14 protein-coding genes and 1 pseudogene are annotated in these 14785 nt (G+C 60.0%); 3 read left to right on the top strand and 12 right to left on the bottom strand.

Annotation, left to right across the window (positions count from 1 at the left end; genetic code table 11):
- Positions 1 to 25 precede the first annotated feature (25 nt).
- From C8K18_RS27185 to C8K18_RS27220, 8 genes are all read right to left on the bottom strand, one after another.
- Positions 26 to 1495, bottom strand: coding sequence for a glycerol kinase (locus C8K18_RS27185; RefSeq protein ID WP_107710439.1), 1470 nt, complete (start codon positions 1493 to 1495; stop codon positions 26 to 28).
- A gap of 34 nt (positions 1496 to 1529) precedes the next feature.
- On the bottom strand, positions 1530 to 2612 hold the full coding sequence (locus C8K18_RS27190; RefSeq protein ID WP_107710438.1) for an ABC transporter permease: 1083 nt from the start codon (positions 2610 to 2612) through the stop codon (positions 1530 to 1532).
- Positions 2613 to 2632: 20 nt separating this feature from the next.
- A complete protein-coding gene (locus C8K18_RS27195) occupies positions 2633 to 4171 on the bottom strand; it encodes a sugar ABC transporter ATP-binding protein (RefSeq protein ID WP_082367130.1) in 1539 nt (512 codons plus the stop codon).
- The gene (locus tag C8K18_RS27200; protein ID WP_082367132.1) at positions 4168 to 4803 is read right to left on the bottom strand and encodes a DUF2291 family protein; all 636 of its coding nucleotides are present in this window, start codon (positions 4801 to 4803) and stop codon (positions 4168 to 4170) included. The genes C8K18_RS27195 and C8K18_RS27200 overlap by 4 nt, the downstream gene beginning before the upstream one ends.
- A 72-nt stretch (positions 4804 to 4875) precedes the next feature.
- A complete protein-coding gene (locus tag C8K18_RS27205) occupies positions 4876 to 5820 on the bottom strand; it encodes a D-ribose ABC transporter substrate-binding protein (protein WP_006047570.1) in 945 nt (314 codons plus the stop codon).
- Positions 5821 to 5887: 67 nt separating this feature from the next.
- A complete protein-coding gene (locus C8K18_RS27210; RefSeq protein WP_029971835.1) occupies positions 5888 to 6685 on the bottom strand; it encodes a GolD/DthD family dehydrogenase in 798 nt (265 codons plus the stop codon).
- Between the two features lie 32 nt (positions 6686 to 6717).
- On the bottom strand, positions 6718 to 7662 hold the full coding sequence (locus C8K18_RS27215) for a transketolase family protein (RefSeq protein WP_107710437.1): 945 nt from the start codon (positions 7660 to 7662) through the stop codon (positions 6718 to 6720).
- Complete coding sequence (locus C8K18_RS27220; protein WP_006047567.1) at positions 7655 to 8509, bottom strand: transketolase; 855 nt, start codon at positions 8507 to 8509, stop codon at positions 7655 to 7657. Before C8K18_RS27220 ends, C8K18_RS27215 begins: the two co-directional genes overlap by 8 nt.
- 176 nt (positions 8510 to 8685) lie before the next feature.
- Between C8K18_RS27220 and C8K18_RS27225 the strand changes: the two genes are divergently transcribed.
- Positions 8686 to 9483 (top strand): DeoR/GlpR family DNA-binding transcription regulator, encoded by a 798-nt coding sequence (locus C8K18_RS27225; RefSeq protein ID WP_006047566.1) that lies wholly within the window; start codon positions 8686 to 8688, stop codon positions 9481 to 9483.
- Between the two features lie 361 nt (positions 9484 to 9844).
- On the top strand, positions 9845 to 10096 hold the full coding sequence (locus C8K18_RS27230) for a GlsB/YeaQ/YmgE family stress response membrane protein (RefSeq protein ID WP_006047565.1): 252 nt from the start codon (positions 9845 to 9847) through the stop codon (positions 10094 to 10096).
- Positions 10097 to 10186: 90 nt separating this feature from the next.
- On the opposite strand, the gene C8K18_RS27235 is transcribed toward C8K18_RS27230, so the two are convergent.
- Entirely contained in the window at positions 10187 to 11437 is a 1251-nt protein-coding gene (locus C8K18_RS27235) for a DUF1479 domain-containing protein (protein WP_107710436.1), read from the bottom strand.
- Between the two features lie 151 nt (positions 11438 to 11588).
- On the opposite strand from C8K18_RS27235, the gene C8K18_RS27240 reads away from it, so the two are divergent.
- Positions 11589 to 12686, top strand: a complete 1098-nt coding sequence (locus C8K18_RS27240; protein WP_044020321.1) for an AraC family transcriptional regulator — start codon at positions 11589 to 11591, stop codon at positions 12684 to 12686.
- A 165-nt stretch (positions 12687 to 12851) separates the two neighbouring features.
- On the opposite strand, the gene gltA is transcribed toward C8K18_RS27240, so the two are convergent.
- The 3 genes and pseudogenes from gltA to sdhB form a co-directional block, all read right to left on the bottom strand.
- A complete protein-coding gene (gene gltA / locus C8K18_RS27245) occupies positions 12852 to 14153 on the bottom strand; it encodes a citrate synthase (RefSeq protein ID WP_006047562.1) in 1302 nt (433 codons plus the stop codon).
- 72 nt (positions 14154 to 14225) lie between these two features.
- A complete protein-coding gene (locus C8K18_RS27250) occupies positions 14226 to 14498 on the bottom strand; it encodes a succinate dehydrogenase assembly factor 2 (protein ID WP_006047561.1) in 273 nt (90 codons plus the stop codon).
- An 85-nt stretch (positions 14499 to 14583) separates the two neighbouring features.
- Positions 14584 to 14785, bottom strand: a pseudogene (gene sdhB, locus C8K18_RS27255) (succinate dehydrogenase iron-sulfur subunit); the annotation flags it as partial.

Below are 14785 nucleotides of genomic sequence, written 5' to 3' on the forward strand. Positions count from 1 at the left end.
GCCGATCTCCACTAATCGACGGAGCTTAAAGCCGTCGTATCCATTGCAACCATTGCTCGTGATTTCTTGCAGCCGCTTCGACGCCTGGCCCTGGTTCGACGCGTCGTGCCACCACCCGAGTCTCGCGATAGGCATCGAGCGAGTTGATTAATCCGAGCTTCAACGCGGCAAGCGCTGCTGCGCCCGCGGCCGATATCTCGCTCAGCGTCAGCGTGCTCACCGGCCGGTTCAATGTGTCCGCAAGGTATTGAAGAAGGAATGGCCGCTGAACCAGTCCTCCGTCGAGAAAGAGTTCGCGCAACGGGACGTCGGCAGCCCGCTCCATGACTGCGATCACGTCCCTGATCTGATAGACGATCGATTCATAAGCTGCGCGCACGACGTTTTGCCAGGACGTCGAGAAATTCAGCCCGACGATTTGCGCGCCGCCTGGATATTTCCAGTGCGGGCAACCGATTCCCGAAAAAGCCGGAATAAGAAACACGCCGCCGTTATCGTATTCCGTGAACGCCTCTTCTGCTTCCGCGAAATCCTTGACGATGCGCAGTTTTTCCTTGAGGAACGAAGGCGTTGACCCCGCACTAATGACGATGCCTTCCAGCGCGTAATCCACCCGCTGTTCGGTGGCAAAGCAAAGCGTCGACACGAGACCGTGGTCCGCGGGCAAGGGCTTGCCGCCCACGTTCATCATGATCGAGGAGCCCGTTCCCATTGTCGCCTTGGCAAATCCGGGACTGAGGCAGCCTTCGCCAACGGCCGCAGCGTGGGAATCGCCGATCATCGATACGATCGGCACGGGTCGATCGAAAATGCCGTTGAAATCGCTCGCGCCGAAATCGGATGCCGACGGACGCAATTCAGGCAGCCGCAGCTTTTGCAAACCGAAATCGGCGAGCAGTTCGCGATCCCATTCAAGTCCTGCAAGATTGAACAGCATGGTTCGCGACGCGTTCGTGTAATCGGTGCGATACACGTCGCCGTTTGTCAAACGGTACAGAAGCCAGCTATCGACCGTGCCGAAGCGAGCTGTGCCGGCGGCAATATGCGTGCGCGCCCGCTCATCGTTTTCGTCAAGCCAGATGAGCTTTGTTCCCGAAAAGTACGGGTCGATCAATAGTCCCGTCTTCTCTGCAATGACCTGTGCCCTGCCTTCCTGCTTCAGACGCTCGCATATCGCGAGAGAACGTTGGCACTGCCACGACACTGCCGGAACGATCGGGCGACCTTCGTCATCCCACAGCACGACCGTCTCACGCTGATTCGAGATGCCGACACCTGCTATCTCTTTCCGGTCGCCTTTGAATTCACCGAGGCAAATGGAGACCGCTTGCAGTACCGACTCATAAATCAGCTGCGGGTCCTGCTCGACGAATCCGTTGCGAGGATGCGTACACGGTACGGCCACGAAACCGCGAGCGTGCACCTGCCCTTCCGCATCGAACACGAGTGCTTTTGTACCGCTCGTGCCCTGATCGATTGCCAGAACATATTGCATGTTGCTTTCCAGAAGACGGCTCAACTCGCGACGCTCACGCGGTGAGCGAAACCATGCGGCTCTGCAGGCGCTGCTGCAACTGATCGATGACCACAGCGAAGATGATCACGAGGCCCTTGATCACCATCTGCCAGAAATCGCTGATACCGCACATCACCATGCCGTCGCCGAGAATGCTGATCACACAGGCGCCGACGACCGAACCGAAGACCGTACCGCGGCCACCCATCAACGCAGTTCCTCCCAATACGACCGCGGCAATCGCGTTCAGCTCGAACGTCTGGCCGGTCAATGGGTGAGCGGTCTGCAACTGCGCAGTGATGACCAGTCCGACGATCGCCGCACAGAATCCCGAGAACATGTACACGAACAGCTTCACGCGGTTGGTCCGGATTCCCGAGAAGCGCGCCGCCTGCTCGTTGCCGCCGATCGCATAGATGCGCCGGCCAAGCGGCGTGCGCCTCGCAACAAAGATGGTGATGGCAGCAAGAATCACGAGAATCCACACGGGCATGGAAAGGCCGAGAATTGTGCCGTTGCCGAGGAATTCGAAGCCCGTATTGCCCAGAGCCGGATTGCCTCCGAGATCGGCGAACGTGCTGCCGTTATTCACGAGCAGTGCTGCGCCGCGTACGACATACAGCATGCCGAGGGTTGCGATGAACGGTGCGACATTGAGCGCCGTTATCAGATAACCATTCACCGCACCGATGATCGCGCCGAGCGCGCATGCAATCAGCGTCACGCCCCACGGGTTGAAGAACACGACGTGATGACCGATCTTCACGCCTTCGAGCAGAAGATAGCCCGCCGCCATCCCGCTTATTCCGACAATGGAACCCACGGACAGGTCGATGCCGCCCGTCAGAATCACAAGCGTCATGCCGATCGACAGAATCGCGACGATAGTCACGTGTTTCGCCATGATCAGCATGTTGCTTGTCGACAGGAAGTTCTCGGTTGCAAGCGAGAACACGATAATGATCGCAAAGAGCGCAATGAAGATTCGCAGCTTGAGCAGGTTCACCGCCATGCGCGAAGCCATGTAAGCGGATTGCCGGTTGTGCTTGCCGTGAACCGGTTGAATCGAAGGAGTGCTGCTGTTCTGAGTAGTCATGGTTTCCACCTCAAGGTGCTTCACACTACGGCTGTCGCGGGCGTTGACGCGCGCACGATGCGCTCGCTGTCAAACTGTGCACGTTCCATGATCGCCGTCAGCTTGCCGCTGGCCATCACGAAGACCCGATTGGAAACAGCCATTGCCTCGTCCAGTTCCGAGGTCGCATACACGACTGCAATGCCTGACTGCGCGAGCACGCTGATCGTCTTGTACACGTCCTCTTTTGCACCTACGTCGATTCCCCGCGTCGGCTCGTCCATCAGCAGTACTTTCGGCGACGTCAGCAATGCCTTGCCGATCACCACCTTCTGCATGTTTCCGCCCGACAGCGACGTGATCGGCGCATCGACCGACGACGCCTTGATTGCGAGGCGCTTGACGATATCGTTGGACGCAGAGAGCTGCCGGTCGCGTCGCAGTGCACCGAACGCGAGACGGCGAGTAAATCTGGACAGACTGGACAGCGTCATGTTTTCGAGGATCGACATGAGCTGCACCATCCCCTGCTTCTGTCTGTCTTCGGGTACGAGCGCAATGCCCGCCTCGATCCGTTTCGGAATTGGCAGATCTTCGATTGCCTTGCCGGCGAGTTCTATTTCGCCGAGAGCCAGCGGCTGCGCGCCGAGTAAAGACTCGAGCAGTTCAGTGCGGCCGGCGCCCATCAAGCCGTAAATTCCAATGACTTCTCCGGCCCTGACGGAAAACGAAACATGGTCAACCGCGTAGATGCCATTCGAGCGCTTCAGCGCAAGATCCTTGACCTTCAGGACTTCCTCGCCGATTGCATGCTGCTCGAATGCGAAACGCTTCTTCGACGATCCGACCATCGCCTCGATGATCCAGGGAATGTCGATATTCGCAATGTCGTCTTCTGCGACGAGGCGCCCATTACGCAATACCGTAATGCAATCCCCGATCGCCATGATTTCCTCAAGACGATGCGAGATGTAAATGACCGTGACGCCCTCTTCCTTGAGCTGCGCAATGATCTTGAAGAGAATCTCGACTTCCGTCTTCGAGAGCGCGGAAGTCGGCTCGTCCATGATGAGCACCTTGATGTGCTTGGAGAGCGCCTTTGCAATTTCGACCAGTTGCTGTTGCCCGACGTAGAGATCGCCGAGTCGCATGCGCGGGTCGATTGGAATCTGCAGACGGTTAAGCAGTACTTTCGCCTGATGGTTCTCGTCCTTCGTGCGGATCACGCCGGAACTCGTCAACTCGTTCCCGGCGAAGATGTTCTCCGCCACGGTCATATCGGGAAAGAGGTTCAATTCCTGGAAGATGATGCCGATGCCGTGCTTTTCGGCGGTACGCACGTCCGTGATGTGGGCAATCTTTTCATCGACCCATATCTCTCCCGATGTCGGCGTCTCGGCACCGGCGAGCAGCTTCATCAGCGTCGATTTGCCGGCGCCGTTTTCGCCGATCAACACATTGACCTTGCCGCGTCGCACCTTGTAGTCGACTTCGACCAACGCAGCGGTGCCCGGATAGACCTTGGACAGTCCGCGCGTCTCGATCACGTTGGCGGGATTCATGGTGTGCGGTTGGTTCATTTCCAGGTCACCGGAATTGCGCGGATTTCGCCCGTCGGTTCGCTCCAGCTGCTGAATACCGCGGCTACGTCGACCGTGTCGCCCACTTTAGGCTTGAGCGACTTTTGCGCTCGCGCGACCACCAGCTTGTTCAGGTCCTGTCCGAATACGGCGAAACGCGTCTGATCGTCGAAGTCGCTGTACTTGACGCCGGGGAATCCGTCGCGCACGCCAGTACCGATCACGACCGGCCCCGTCTCGAGTGCGACATGGACGGGCTCGCCGCCCGAAGCGGGCGTGACATCGACGAATACCTTCCCAACGCGCGACGAAGTGTCGACCTTGATAACCTTGCCCTGCACGCGTATCCAGAAGTTGCATGGGAAAGCCGCGCTTTGGCGAAAGCCGTACTCCTTGCAGGCGTTATCGAAGTTCTGACCGGCAGCGCCGATCACCTGTGCAGCGGGCCTGGCATTCTTGTCCGCATACGGAATCAGTTGTTCATTCAGGATCTTTTCCGGGTCCGGGCCTTGATGCTGGCCCTGACTGCGAATCTGGGCCAGCTCGGTATCCGTCACGACGTGACACCCGGCAACTGAAACGAGAGCGACGACCACCAGCGCGAACCTGGCTACAGATGGGGAAAAAACCATGACAACCTCTCCTGACGACACGTCAACAGGTGCAGCGCCGGCCGCACCCGCCTACTTGAAAAGCTGGCGCGCTTACTTGTTGTAGTAGAAGTCTTTGACGTGCGACGCGTTGTCCTTCGTGATCAGGATGCCGCGCGTGAGCTGGCGCTCCGGTTCGCCGGTCTTGCCCGTCGTGATGTACTTGTTGAGCAGGTCGACGCCGTGAATCGCAAGGCCTTGCGCCTGCAACATGACGCTTGCCTTCAACTTGCCCTGCATGAGCGAATCGCGCTCGTCATTACTGCCGTCGATACCCATCACGACAACGTCTTTCTTGCCGGCGGACTCGAGCGACGCAATCGCGCCGAGGGCCACGGGCCCGTTGCCGCAGATCACGCCCTTGATGTTCGGATGTTCCTGCAGGATCGAGTCCATTGCCTGCTTGCCGGGCAGCAGCGCGCCCTTGGCATCCTGACGCGCAACCATCTTGAGGTCCGGATACTGGTCAAGCACCTGGTGGAAAGCCTGCGAACGGGTCACACAATTCTTGTCTGCCTGATTGCAGGTGAGCTCCACATATTCGCCCTTTTCGCCGATCGCTTCCACGAACTTCTGCGCGACTTCGGTACCCGCCTGCAGATTGTTGTGGCTCAGTTGTGCGATGGCAATGCCATCCTTCGGGATCTCGCGGTTGATCAGCACGACCGGCACCTTCTTTTCCTGCGCGGTGCGAACCGTGGCGACGCTACTGTTCGAATCCGCATTGTCGAGAATGATCCCCTTCACGCCTTTGCCGATCACCAGATTGACCAGTTCATTCTGCTTGTTCACATCCTCGCCGTGCGACAGCACGATGGTGTCGTAGCCAAGCTTCTTCGCCTCGGTGTCGGCGCCCCTGGCTTCGGCGGCGTAATACGGATTGTCGAGCGCGTTCACCAGAATGGCGATGGTTCCTTTCGAAGCGGCGAGTGCATCGACGGAATGAACCGCTGCGAACGAAGCAGCGACGGCAGCAACAAGTGCGATCTTCTTCAGCATTTTTTGTCTCCAGATTGATCTCTTTCTTAACGTGTTGCAGCCTCGGACCGGCTGCGCTCGAACTGCATCAGCAGATGGTGTATCCCCCATCGATCATGATGTCAGCGCCGGTGATCATGTCCGCTCCATTCGAGAGCAGAAACAGAATGGCCGCGGCAATCTCATCCGTGTACGCAAAGCGTCCGACGGGTATTAGCTTCTTCATCGCTTCGCCCTTTTCGCCCTCCCAAGCGGCTGCGCCCATCGGCGTCAGTACAACGGTCGGCGAAACGGTATTCACTGTTATTCCGCGCAACGCCCATTCTTTGGCCAGCACTTTCGTCATACCGATCAACCCGGCTTTGGCCGACGTGTACGCACAATGCTTGTCGATCGCCACGGTTGCAGCCTGCGAAGCAATATTGACGATCTTGCCTCCGTGGCCGCTCGCGAGAACATGCCGCGCGAAATGCTTCGCGCACAGGAACGGACCCGTGAGGTTCACGCCGATCTGCTTTTGCCACTCGTCGACACCGATGTCTTCGGCTGCCGTCAGCGTGATGCAGCCGGCAGCATTGACGAGCAGATGAAGATCGCCGAAGTGGCCGAGCGCAGCCTTCATTGCCTTTTCGACGTCGGCCTCGTTAGCGACGTCGCATGGAAACGCGCGGGCGTTAGTGGCCCCGAGTTCTTCGATCGCCGCCTGCACGCGCGGCTCTTCGAAACTCGGATAGAAGATCGCAACGCGGGCACCCTTAGCGATAAGCGCTGCGTTCGTCGCCATCGCGATACCGCCCAGACCACCTGTGACGACGGCGACCTTGCCGTCGAGCCGGAAGTCGAAGTCGACGCCATGACGCAGCGACATGTCGTACTGAATTGCCATTCCAGTGTCTCCTTGAGGTCTTTGCTATACGTTCAATGCGCGCACTGGGCGCGAATTGCGTCGGCGATACCTGCCGCGTCGATTCCGTAATGGCGCCGGATGCCTTTGCGCGTACCGTAGTTTGCGAATTCGCCTTCGGTGATGCCGAGCATGGTCAGCGGTTTCGAGAGCTGACGCCGCGCCATCAGCACAGCGGTAAGCGCGCCGATGCCGCCATGAAGCGAATGCTCCTCAACGGTGACAATCGAGTCATGAGCCGCAATGATTTTTGCGAGCGCATCGGCATCGAGCGGCCGGATTGAAGAGAGGTTGACGAGCGTCGGCGTAATGCCATGCTCTGCCTTCAGCGACTCGCACGCTTCGAGCGCCTCGCCGACCACGGAGCCCAACGCAATCACCGCGACGCGGCTGCCCTCGATCACCACGTCCGGGCGACCAGGCTCGAAACGGTAGCTCGCCTCGTGAACGATCGGGAACTTCGCGTTATCGAGCCGGATATATACGGGACCTTCGACGGCCGCAGCGTATTCGATCATCTGCACGACTTCGATCCCGTCGCACGGCGCAAGAATCTGCACGTTGCCGAATCCGCTCATGATCGAAATGTCGTCGATGGCATGGTGCGTCGACGCCAGCGGGCCGTACGCGACACCGGCGTTCAGGCCCAGCATCTTCACGTTTGTTGCGCTATAGCAGACGTCGTTCTTCACCTGCTCGTTAGCGCGAGCCACGAGGAACGGCGCCGCGTTGGCCGTGAAGACGACATGGCCGCCCAGGGCCAGGCCCGCGGCCATACCGACCATGTTCTGTTCCGCGATGCCGACATTGATGACCCGTTCGGGGTACGTCTCGAGAAACGGGCTGATCTTCGACGTGGACGTGGAGTCCGCGACCATCACGACAATGTCGCGGCCTTCGGCCGTCAACCGTCCGAGCGCGCTGACCGCACCGTCCCGCAAATCGGCGTACTCACGCATGGTCCAGTTCCTCCAATGCCTGCTTCAGTTGCGTTTCGTCCGGGACCTTGTGATGCCATGCCGGCACGTTCTCCATGAACGACACGCCGCGGCCCTTGATCGTATGAGCGATGAGGACTTTCGGCTTCCCGTTTTCGTAGTCCAGACTTTCGATCAGTTTCCAGATGGCGTCGGCCTGATTGCCGTTGACGTCGTGCACTTCGAAGCCGAAGGCCCGGAATTTTTCGTCGAGCGGGTCCATGTCCATGATGTTGTGGGTGAAGTCCGCCAGTTGCAGCCGGTTGCGGTCGACGATCACCACGAGATTGGCCAGTTCGAAATGCGCCGCCGCCATTGCGGCTTCCCAGTTCGAACCCTCTTCCAGTTCGCCGTCGCCTGTGAGAACGAAAACGCGGCCGACCGAGCCTTCCGTGTTAGCGGCATGACGCCGCTTAGCCATCGCGAGCCCTGCCGCGATCGGGAAGCCGTGTCCGAGCCCGCCCGTGTTGACTGTCACCAGCGACGGCAGCTTTTGCCTGACCGGATGTCCCGGCAGACGCGAACCGTCCTTGAGATACGTGAGAAGTTCTTCGTCAGCCAGCCAGCCGAGTTCGGCAAAACAGGAATAGAGGCCGCCTACGCCGTGTCCTTTGCTGAGGATGAATTCGTCGTGCCATTTGACGGTGCGGTCCGACTGAACCTCGTAGCGGAGCACATGGAAGTACAGCGCCGCGAGCACATCGGCCTCGGACATGTCGCCGCCCGTATGGCCGCTCTTCGCAGCGGAATTCATCACGCAGATTTTTTTACGGATTTCCTGCGCCCGCCGATGTAGGGCGTCGCCAGACTGCTTGTAGGGGTTTTCCATTCCCAACTCCCGAACTTCCCGTTTGCTTGAGATTCAGTTTCTGTTACTTTCTTTAGAAAGTCAAAGAGAAATAGATGGAAAGCGGGAAAACCCCTGGCCGGGCCATACTGCTGCCGTTTAGGGCACAATATCGACGGGTGTTGTGAAGCCGCACCGACGCTTCGCGGGATGAGCAAATGGACCAACGGACAAGAACAGAGAAGATCTTTGAGAAAGTGCAGGCCGCCAGGCTGGTAAAGCTTTCCGAGCTTTCCAGCGAGTTTGGCGTTTCGATGCCAACTATTCGAAAAGACATTGATGAGTTGCAGAAGCAGGGACGCGTTGAACGCGTGCACGGCAACGTCCGCCTGGTCACGTCGGAGGCGGGTCCGAAGCGGCATTTTGTCGATCGGGCCAACATCCTTCCGACAAGTCCGGAAAAAGCGCTGATCGGACGGATGGCGGCGAGCCTCGTCAAAAACGGCGACTCGATTATTCTGGATTGCGGTGCGACGACGACCGAACTTGCGAAAAATCTTCTTGATCGTCAGAACCTGCGGATCGTAACGAATGCGCTCAACATCGCGATCATTCTCGGCGCGGAGCCTACCAACCGGATCATGCTGACGGGCGGCGAATTCAAGCCGGAAACCATTGCGGTCTCAGGAGAAAAGGCGTCGGCCTTTTTCCAGGGCATGTTCGTCGACAAGCTGTTTCTGGCTGCCGGTGGTGTGTCGAAAGAATCCGGTATTTCGTACCCCGACTTCATCGACCTGCACGTTAAGCGGGCGATGATCGATGCGGCAAAGACCGTCTACCTTCTCGCCGATTCGGGCAAGTTCGGAAAACGCGAGTTCGCCGCGTTCGGGGCGATGGACAGGATCGACTATCTGGTCACCGACGGGGGCCTGACCGAGGACTTCGCAAAGTGGCTCGGCGATAACGGCACGCAGATCATTTACGCTGCGGACGAGACGGACGAGTTGGCGCGCTGAGGGACAGTAGCGCTAAGTGCTTCGTCCGACGTTGCGGCGGCGGCTCCTGGTTCCGCGATGATTTCCACGCCGTCGGGCTCGAACGCAATTCGCCTATTGCGCGGCGAGGTCGAGCCGAGAATCGATACCCGCATCACCGACAGTCCAATGCAGTGCTCAACGGCAAGTGCGGGACATTCCCGAACGTCCTAGTCGCGCCTGGACCTGGGCGCGATTGTTGCGACGGCGCACGCGATGCACAAACCAATGCGCCTTTTTTGGTCCTATCCCGCGTCTCGCGTATGCTCCGAAAAGCGTCGCCGGGAAAGCGGCAGCTCGTAGTAAAGAAGACTGAAGTACTCACACTCTTTGGGAGGTCAGCATGTTTTCCTTCATTGGTACAGTGATCGTAGGGCTGGTCGTCGGATTGATTGCGCGCGCGCTGAAGCCAGGCGACGACCGCATGGGTCTCATCATGACCATCATCCTCGGTGTTGCCGGCTCGCTGATTGCGGGCTACGTCGGACGTGCGCTGGGCTGGTATCAGCCGGGGCAGCCGGCAGGCTGGGTGGCGTCGGTGATTGGGGCGATCGTGCTGCTGGTCATTTATGGAATCGTGCGGCGCCGGGCATGAGCGCCTGGCGGTGACGCGACGCGCCCGCCCGGAGTCGGCTCTGGTCTGCAAGCGAATAAACCGAGTCGTCGCCGGCGGGCATCCGATGCTTTAGCGCGAAAGATCGAAGCCGAGTTGCGCGCGGCCAAGCGGCGTCAAATCGCTTTCCTGAGCGCGGCCGGCGAAGTCCGTTTCGAAGTGGTCGGCGGGAAAATCGGGCGGGCTTTCGCCGCGCAAAAAGCTCGGCAACTGACGCTTCAGGTAGGCCTCGTTTTTCGCGCACCACGGCGCCGAAGCGATGTACATCACGTTGCTGTAGCCGCTGCCGCGATGCGCGTCCTCGACGGAATGCACGACGTCGCTGTGCCAGAACACCGCGTCGCCCGGCTGCATGTGCGGAATCGGCGTGACTGCTTCGAGCAGCAGGCCGTGCCATTCAGGTTTGATCGACAGCGCGCGGGCGGGTTGAGCGCCGCACAGTTCGTCGTCGGGAACGTCGTCCTGCAATGCTCGCAGAATCACGTAAGCCATCGCGTTGGCGATCGGGATCAATTGCAATGTGCCGTCGCCGGGGCCTTGCGGCGTTAGCGCAGTCCAGCCCTGGAAAGTGCGAAACATCGAACACACGGCCGGCGACGGAATTTCCTGCACGTCCGGCCGATACGCGGCGTCGAACGGGTCATACGCGCGCCAGTTGCCCGACAGCACATGCCGATAAACCTGCTGAAAATTCGTGTCGAGCCAGCGCTCGACCGAGCCGCCATCCACATGCGGCGACAAACCGAGCGACTCTGAACCCGGCGGCCGGCGACGAATCCGGTCCGCGTACACCGGCACGCGCTCGGGATCGAAGTGCCGCCGGCCTTCGCTCTCCGACGTCCACAGGCGGTTGAGGAACACGCGCGTATTCGTTAGCTGTGGCGACTGGCGCGCGGCCGTTTGCGGCTTCGACCAGTAGACGCCGTAAATCTGCGGCTTGCTCGACGCGAGGTTGCCGAAATACTTGTCTTCCGCGCGATGCGCCAGCCTGGCGTCGAGGTCGTTACGCTGCACGTATTCGGCGATTTCGTCGTTCCATTCGCTTGCTTGCTGCCGGTCGAAAACGCCGCGCACGACGCACGCGCCGCGCGTTTTGATGCTGGCGATCGTCGCCTGATCGACAGCGCCGGACACAATCGACGAATAATCGAACACGGGAATCGCATCGCGCCCCTGCGCCCGGTCGCGGTGAATCGCGTCGATCTGCTGGCGGATCGCGCCTTCCACCTGCTCGAACACTTGCTTGTGGTTCGGCAGCGCGGCCCGCAACGTGCGCTTGGTGCTGCGAATAGCCTCGGGAAGATTGTCGATGACGAGCGGCATGGGTTGTCTCCTTGAGATGATCTGTGTGCTTCGGCCTTCCTGCAGATTAAGGATGTTCGGCCATCGCCAAGCATGCTTTACGGCCACATACCGATACAATCCAGACATTCGCCGCCGTTTCCGGCTCCCCAGTGCGGCCAGGCTGCCTATCGTGAAACCTCAATACGAACGCGTCACCATTCCGGACGGCTGCTCGATCCGCGTCTACCATCGGCAGCTCGCGCAGATACCGTTCGAGTGGCACCACCACCCGGAATACGAACTCACGCTGACGATGAATAGCCGCGGCCGCCGTTTTATCGGCGATCACATCGCGGACTACAGCGGCGACGATCTCGTGCTCGTGCCGCCCGACATGCCGCATACGTGGGCGTCGACGGCACCGATCGACGCAAGCGCGCCTCAGGTGGCGATCGTCGTGTGGTTCAGCGGCGACTGGGCGCGGCGAATCGCGGACTGCTGCCCGGAGTTCGCGTCGCTGCGCACGCTGCTGCGGCGCGCCGCGCCGGGGCTGCGCTTTCCGAGCGAGGCCGCTGCGTCGATGCACGAACGAATGGAGGCGTTGCTGGACCCGTCGCCGCGCGTGCGGCTTGGCGCTGTGCTCGACGTGCTGGCGCGGCTCGCGGAAGGCACTTCGGAGCCGTTGGCGTCGCCGGCAGCGTATCGAAGTGCAACGAAGCCAGGCGGTGCGTCAATGCATAGCGCCGTGCGATTTGCCGGGGCGGGCCGACCGGCCGATTCCGTCGAGGCGGGAGCGGGAGCTGAAGCAGAAGCAAGAACGCGTCGCCCCGTCGGAGGCGTTACCGTCACGCCGGGCGCAAGCGCGTCCGAAGCCGAGCGGCTGAACCGCGTCCTCGATCTGCTCGACCGGCGCTTTCACGAGCCGCTGCGGATCACCGAACTGTGCGAGGTAGCGAACCTGTCCGAGCGCTCGTTGCACCGCTACTTCGTGCGGCATCTCGGCGAAAGCGTCGGGCGTTATCTGAACCGTCTGCGGATCGGCTATGCCACGCGTCAACTGACGGACACGACATGGCCCATCGCGCTGATCGCAGCGAAGGCCGGCTTTGCGAATCTGGCCAATTTCAATCGACAGTTTCTGTCGGCGCGCGGCATGACGCCGAGCGCGTATCGACGCTTCTTCGAGACGCATGGCCGGGCCGCGGAAGACGCGGCCGCGACGCCGCATAATTTGCAAATGCGTCCGCCTTCGCTCGAAAGGTCGGGAAGGCGGCAGCGGCGCGAATGAGCTTCCACGACGAACGGCTCGCCGCACGCAACACGCGTCGCAATACGCGTCGAAAACGGAAACGCCCCAACGGTGTACCCGTTGGGGCGTTTTCTATCTCAAGCGTTGAAGCCCACACCAGCCCGTAGCGAACCAGCCACTACAGGCCAGGCAGACTCAACCCGCTCAGCGTTGCCCGATCGGCTTCGCCTCACGCGGCGTATCGCCGATGAACAACTGACGCGGACGGCCAATCTTCTGCTCAGGATCGGCGATCATTTCGTTCCACTGCGCAATCCAGCCAACCGTACGCGCCATCGCGAAGATACACGTGAACATCGACGTCGGAATGCCCAGCGCGCGCTGCACGATGCCCGAGTAGAAGTCGACGTTCGGGTACAGCTTGCGCGACACGAAGTATTCGTCTTCCAGCGCGATCTTTTCCAGTGCCATGGCGAGCTTGAACAGCGGGTCGTCGTGCAGGCCCAGTTCGTTCAGCACTTCGTGGCAGGTTTCGCGCATCAGCTTCGCGCGCGGATCGTAGTTCTTGTAGACGCGGTGACCGAAGCCCATCAGCTTCACGCCCGAGTTCTTGTCCTTCACCTGCTTGATGAACTCAGGAATGTTGTCGACCGAGCCGATTTCTTCCAGCATGTTCAGCGCTGCTTCGTTCGCGCCGCCGTGCGCCGGGCCCCACAAGCAGGCGATGCCCGCTGCGATACACGCGAACGGATTCGCGCCCGACGAACCGGCGAGACGCACGGTCGACGTCGACGCATTCTGCTCGTGATCCGCGTGCAGAATCAGGATACGGTCGAGCGCGCGCACCAGCACGTCGTTGACCTCGTACTCCTCGCACGGGTTCGAGAACATCATATGCATGAAGTTCGCGCTGTACGACAGGTTGTTGCGCGGATACGCGAACGGCTGGCCGATGCTGTACTTGTACGCCATCGCGACCAGCGTCGGCAGCTTCGCGATCATGCGAATGGCCGACACTTCACGGTGACGCGGATTGTTGATGTCCAGCGAGTCGTGATAGAACGCCGACAGCGCGCCGACTGCGGCAACCAGAATCGCCATCGGGTGCGCGTCGCGGCGGAAACCACGGAAGAAGAAGTGCATTTGCTCATGCACCATCGTGTGATTCGTGACGGTCTTCACGAACTCGGCCTTCTGCTCCGTGTTGGGCAGTTCGCCCTTCAGCAGCAGATAGCACGTTTCGAGGAAGTCGGCGTTTTGCGCGAGGTTGTCGATCGCGTAGCCGCGGTACAGCAGTTCGCCCTTATCGCCGTCGATGTAGGTGATCGCCGAATTGCACGCCGCCGTCGACATGAAGCCCGGGTCGTACGTGAACTTGCCGGTCTGGCCGTACAGCTTGCGGATGTCGATCACGTCCGGGCCGAGAGTGCCCTTGTAAATCGGCATTTCAACGCTCGGCGAATTGTCGCTGAACGATAGCGTGGCTTTAACATCTGACGGGGTCATAGCACATCCTCAATCGAAGTATGTAAACAGGGTTTCGATAATTGCACGCCTGGAACAACGCACTCGCGGCGCTCAAGCGTTGCGCAGCAGCTCCAGGACCCGAATCACATCGGGGTCGGCAAGCTCGCCTTCAGGTTCCTTGCGCGCGAGAAGCAAGTCCATCAGGTCGTTATCGCTCAGCTCGAGCAGGCGCGTAAGTGCGCCCACATCGGCATCGCTGAGGTCATGCTCATATCGGCTGAAAAAACGTTCAAAGATCAGATCGTTTTCCAGCAGGCCCCGCCGCGCGCGCCAGCGAAGACGCGCGCGGCGGAGAGGATCGGACTGATGCGATGCATCGTTCATGTCAATACTTGCCGGGTCGCTCCGCGGCGCTCCGACCGCTCTTTCGGGCAGCCGACGACACGAAGCGTGGGTTATTCACTTCACTCTAGACAGTGCGGCGAACCATCAATTCCTTGATCTTGCCGATCGCCTTCGTCGGGTTGAGCCCCTTCGGGCAGACGTCGACGCAGTTCATGATCGTGTGGCAACGGAACAGACGATACGGGTCTTCAAGGTTATCCAAACGCTCGCCGGTCGCCTCATCACGGCTATCCGCGATAAACCGATAAGCCTGCAGCAGACCCGCG

It is taken from the genome of Paraburkholderia sp. GV068 (assembly GCF_003058125.1).
GTDB lineage: Bacteria > Pseudomonadota > Gammaproteobacteria > Burkholderiales > Burkholderiaceae > Paraburkholderia > Paraburkholderia graminis.

Bases quoted from the DNA above. Each gene is read 5' to 3' on its own strand.
- C8K18_RS27250 (WP_006047561.1), bottom strand. From the start codon at position 14,498: ATGAACGATGCATCGCATCAGTCCGATCCTCTCCGCCGCGCGCGTCTT.
- C8K18_RS27225 (WP_006047566.1), top strand. From the start codon at position 8,686: ATGGACCAACGGACAAGAACAGAGAAGATCTTTGAGAAAGTGCAGGCC.
- C8K18_RS27210 (WP_029971835.1), bottom strand. From the start codon at position 6,685: ATGGCAATTCAGTACGACATGTCGCTGCGTCATGGCGTCGACTTCGAC.
- C8K18_RS27200 (WP_082367132.1), bottom strand. From the start codon at position 4,803: ATGGTTTTTTCCCCATCTGTAGCCAGGTTCGCGCTGGTGGTCGTCGCT.
- gltA (WP_006047562.1), bottom strand. From the start codon at position 14,153: ATGACCCCGTCAGATGTTAAAGCCACGCTATCGTTCAGCGACAATTCG.
- C8K18_RS27185 (WP_107710439.1), bottom strand. From the start codon at position 1,495: ATGCAATATGTTCTGGCAATCGATCAGGGCACGAGCGGTACAAAAGCA.
- C8K18_RS27235 (WP_107710436.1), bottom strand. From the start codon at position 11,437: ATGCCGCTCGTCATCGACAATCTTCCCGAGGCTATTCGCAGCACCAAG.
- C8K18_RS27190 (WP_107710438.1), bottom strand. From the start codon at position 2,612: ATGACTACTCAGAACAGCAGCACTCCTTCGATTCAACCGGTTCACGGC.
- C8K18_RS27215 (WP_107710437.1), bottom strand. From the start codon at position 7,662: ATGCGTGAGTACGCCGATTTGCGGGACGGTGCGGTCAGCGCGCTCGGA.
- C8K18_RS27195 (WP_082367130.1), bottom strand. From the start codon at position 4,171: ATGAACCAACCGCACACCATGAATCCCGCCAACGTGATCGAGACGCGC.
- C8K18_RS27220 (WP_006047567.1), bottom strand. From the start codon at position 8,509: ATGGAAAACCCCTACAAGCAGTCTGGCGACGCCCTACATCGGCGGGCG.
- C8K18_RS27205 (WP_006047570.1), bottom strand. From the start codon at position 5,820: ATGCTGAAGAAGATCGCACTTGTTGCTGCCGTCGCTGCTTCGTTCGCA.
- C8K18_RS27230 (WP_006047565.1), top strand. From the start codon at position 9,845: ATGTTTTCCTTCATTGGTACAGTGATCGTAGGGCTGGTCGTCGGATTG.